This window comes from Tritonibacter sp. SIMBA_163 (genome assembly GCF_046535935.1).
Taxonomy (GTDB): domain Bacteria; phylum Pseudomonadota; class Alphaproteobacteria; order Rhodobacterales; family Rhodobacteraceae; genus Epibacterium; species Epibacterium scottomollicae.
In genome coordinates, this window is sequence record NZ_JAWJBP010000050.1 from 1 (window position 1) to 4,085 (window position 4,085).

Annotated in this window: 3 protein-coding genes; all 3 read right to left on the minus strand. The window is 52.0% G+C overall.

Annotated elements, in window-relative coordinates; all coding sequences use genetic code 11:
- Window positions 1-420: 420 nt before the first annotated feature.
- Entirely contained in the window at window positions 421-1,758 is a 1,338-nt protein-coding gene (locus tag R0J92_RS21225) for a hypothetical protein (RefSeq protein ID WP_411053099.1), read from the minus strand.
- Window positions 1,759-2,122: 364 nt separating this feature from the next.
- A complete protein-coding gene (locus tag R0J92_RS21230) occupies window positions 2,123-3,211 on the minus strand; it encodes a UvrD-helicase domain-containing protein (protein ID WP_411053100.1) in 1,089 nt (362 codons plus the stop codon).
- Window positions 3,195-4,085, minus strand: an 891-nt coding sequence (locus R0J92_RS21235) for an ATP-dependent nuclease (RefSeq protein ID WP_411053101.1), incomplete at its 5' end; no start/stop codon positions are given. The genes R0J92_RS21230 and R0J92_RS21235, both read right to left, overlap by 17 nt.

Here is a 4,085-nt window from a genome sequence, read left to right on the forward strand (position 1 = left end):
GGACTTGCCGCGATGCGGCTGCAAGGTTTCAGCGAATCCGTACGAGATCCAAGCGGCCAGATGACGCCAGCCAGCCCAAAGCGGCCCCATGCCTGGCGGGCCAGCACATGCAGGTCGGGCGTATTTCGTTGAAAAACCCCTTCGCTCCAGGTCGGTAGGCGCTGAACAAGAATTTTGTTCTGCCGGAGGTCGGATCTGCCTCTTGAACCGGGCGCTATGCCCGCTCGCAAAAACATGCGTTCTCAAAATTCAGGCCAATTTGAGCCCGCCCGAGTTTTTCAACACAATCGGCCCAAAGCCGACTTTCGTCGAGACGGAAAGCTTCGCAGCACAGAGTGCCATGAGCAGACATTGGAGACCAAAACGATCTCCTACCAATGAGTGGGCGCTCGATCACAACATGTTAGGAGGTTCGTTCGTTTATTCGAACGGGCTAGCGGCTGCATCTCGAGCAAATTCCAACACTATGCAGTCATCGTCATCGTCAACCCCACCAGCCTCAAACTGTATTCCTTGGATCGTGTACCCTTGATCCAGGAATCGTTTTATGGATGGCCCATCTTCTTGCTCGCCAATGAAACGTCTGAATTGAGTTTCGTCGATCCTGCTTGCCAGAAAGTCTTGGAGCGCTCGTGACGACATTCTGTAAGTTAACTTATTGTCTTGCATGGAAATATTGGTTCCCCGATACCAGCCTCTTGCGTCATGTTGCATGGCTTTTTGGCGGATCAGCGATCTCACATTGTAGCCATCAAATCTAGGAGAAGGTAGTTGCTTAATGATGCTTTCAACTGCTGCTGCAAGCGGGTCAGAGTCCCGTTCTTGAGTGGAAAATATATGGGTACTCCAGTACTTCTCTGGCTGTGTTCGTCCACGCCAAGGTCGGGCGTGCTCAACTGTTGGTATTAACACGATGATCGCATCGAGTTTATCTGATTTATCTTTGATTACCTTTTGAATGATGTCTTGCGCCGTGGAGTAGCTTTCGACGCTGTTGAAGCCACGGCGCGAGGAGGTTTCTGCTAAGAAGCGTGAACCCGCTTCCACTAGGATGATGATCCGACACACACCAGAGGGAGCGTTTGCAACTTGCTTCGCCTTGTCGGCGAGACGCCGATAAAGCGGGTTTCTTGTATCCGAATATGTGCGCGGCGGTCTCGACACATGATAGTTGTGATAGCGAATTTGCTTTTGGGTCCGCATTTCGAGCTCAACGGACAGCCCATCATCCTTTATTATGAGCCTCGCTTTCGGGTCGGGAGCTGACCTAACCCACTCTTGGACCCTCAGAACCGTTGCTCGCGATGGGGCAAAACACTTAGGTGCTGCAATCTCTCGTTCGTAACGACCGCGCCGATAGTGTCTAGTCTCTGCGAAATGAAAATAGAGGTATCGGCCCGATCCGCGCCGCTCAGCATCCGCAATATTGGATAGCACTTGAGCACAGTGATCCATCTGAGTTTCACCAGAGATTGCAGCCTCAGCAAAAGCAGTCACTTCGATAGCTGCAGGTTTTCCCGGGAGTAATCCCTCGACATATGCATCTGGGCTTCTTCCTTCGGCCCACCAAAATGGTTCTATTTCCAGATCAAGACTGCGAAGAGACCAAGCGATTGCGAGCTCTATCTCCGCACCTACACATTGCTCCGGATCTTTACTATTCAGCCGCTTGACAATGTCCGTGCGTTTTTCGCCTTCCAGGTGCGAAGTCAAATCACAAACCATCGATTGTATTCTGCGGCGAGAGAAGAATGTCACTTGCAGGCCTTTTATTTGCGCGTTTCACATCAATTAGCAGAGCGAACCTTGCCGCGAGCTACCTACAGTATTTGTGTACAAGCGTACGGCCCGAAGCCGACACTTCGCGTGGTCATTGGCTGCAGCGCAGGACCCGCCCTCCTGTTGGAGCGCCACTTCATACAGCATCTTGCACGGATGTCAGCGAAGCGCAGATAGCGCACTTTGCAAAGTTGGCGCTCGGCAGCCACCATGCAGGTTGGGTCGGCCCAAAGCCGCCGTTTGAACCTTGTGGGGTGTTTCCCTTATGGTCAAGAATGCACAGCATCATGCAATCAAGCGTCCCAGGTCCACCGAATGTAATGTGACGGCAACTGAAAAAAGTTCAATCCTGGAACTCGAATAGCGCACCTACCTTTGGGGTGAAGTTGTCTGGCACCACGATAGTGACACTCTGACGTGCCCGGGTCACTGCCACGTAGGTCTTGGTCTTGGATTGCCCTACCAGTTCCATATTTCCGGTTTTCAGGAAGTCGCGGAAATTCTTGTGCGGGTAGATCAAGACACGCTCAAACGTCATCCCTTTGGAATCGCCGAAATTGAGGGGGTTGCCGATCCTCGGTCCTCCTGCCTTAGACCATTGAAGGGTCTGCGGGGCGAACTCCTTGAAGTATCGTTCAACGTCCTTTTGTCGGATGAGAAAAACTCCATCATGGCCGGTAATTCCCGCGTTGCGTGACGTCGTCGGCTCACAGTCGGGAAAGAACTGATCTGCGAAATCGCAAATTGCCTGCACGCAGCGGTGAGAGTGGGACTGATGTTCGATATTCACCAATCCGCCGCGTTCCCAATTTGAGAATTTTTCGATGATCTTCTCTCCGGCGAATTTCTTGTTTTTCGGGTTGTCGTTCGTCAAAAATGTCGCCTGACGATGGTCCCCAATTAATGCCACCTCGACGGCTGATTTCAGGAGGCACTCAATCAATTCAAGGTCCCAGCCCGCCAGGTCTTGCGCCTCGTCTACTATGATAAGGTCAAATATGCCCTGAATGCGGTTAATCGATTGCCCATCCGTCTCATCAATAAGTTTGCACGCAAAGTCAGTGGCGCGGTCTGACCAAATCCTGTTGGGCGACGAGAAAAAGTAGGGTGCAATTTGACCTTTGCTGAAGCGCCGCCGTGAAATGGGCGCACGTTCGAAGTTGATCGTGTCGACACGTCTCTCGTGAAGGTGGTTCTGATAGGGGCGGACAAAATGGGTGAGGACAAAAGAGTACCATGTGGAAATCGTCACATGCGGGGGAATAGCCCCAAAGTCCCTGTATGCGCGGGCTTCAAGCTCACTCCGGCCATTTAGGGTATATGTTATCAGTGCGGTGCGCTTCTCTGTGTCCTCACAAGCCAGCTTTACCGCTGTAGTGGTCTTTCCAGAACCCGCTGCAGCGAGGACAATTCGGTCATCGGATTGCGTCACTAATGTACCCCGGGATCGCGAGTTCATCTGCGTGCCCAAAGAGCGTCAGGGCCGTGTCGGTTTTGTTTGCCTCCATGTGATCTGACAACTCAGCTTCAGTGGCGAACACCGTTCCGAGCATCTGATTAAGTTTCTGCAATCCGTTGGCTTTGACGATTTGGGGCTCAAGGGTGCGCGCGCTTGCGTCACCATCAATGTGGATGTGGATTGTCTCGTCCGCCTCATAATCACCAAAGAGGGCCTTCTTTCCCTCAGGATTGCCGTCGTTGTCGCGGACAATACTTACATCAAGCTTCAAGAGCCGTGCGATATCCAAAAACCGCTTGAAAGAAGTACCTACAGCGATCACCTCCACGCCCTTCTCAAGAGGTAGAGAACCATGCCTCTGGCGAAAACCCTTTTGCACAATAAGTTCGTCTGACGGCCCCTCAACCAAAATGGACCTCGATGCGAGGATTAGCCTGAGCGTGTCGTGCCCTGGCAGACGTTGGAAATAGGATTTTGTTTCTTCAGGGAGATCATCCAATGTAACCGCGCTTTCGCCGTTGAACATCATCACCCGGTCAATTCCCAGCTTATTCAGAACAAAGCTACTATGAGTGCTGACGATGAGCTGTTTTCCTTCGCAACGCTCTGCGAGGTGTGACACCAAGCGTCCAAGATTTGTATGCGATAGGTGGTTCTCGGGTTCCTCCATCAAGAACAAATCGCAGCTCTCAGCGGCCTCAATCGCTAATTTGATCTTCACCGAGTTCTGCTCGCCTTTACCGGCTAATGTCAGCGGAATACTATCGAGATGTTGGAGTGCCCCCACTGAAGTGGTCCACCTTTTGGGATAGGAATATCCCGTTTTCAGGAGGACGACGAGATGGCA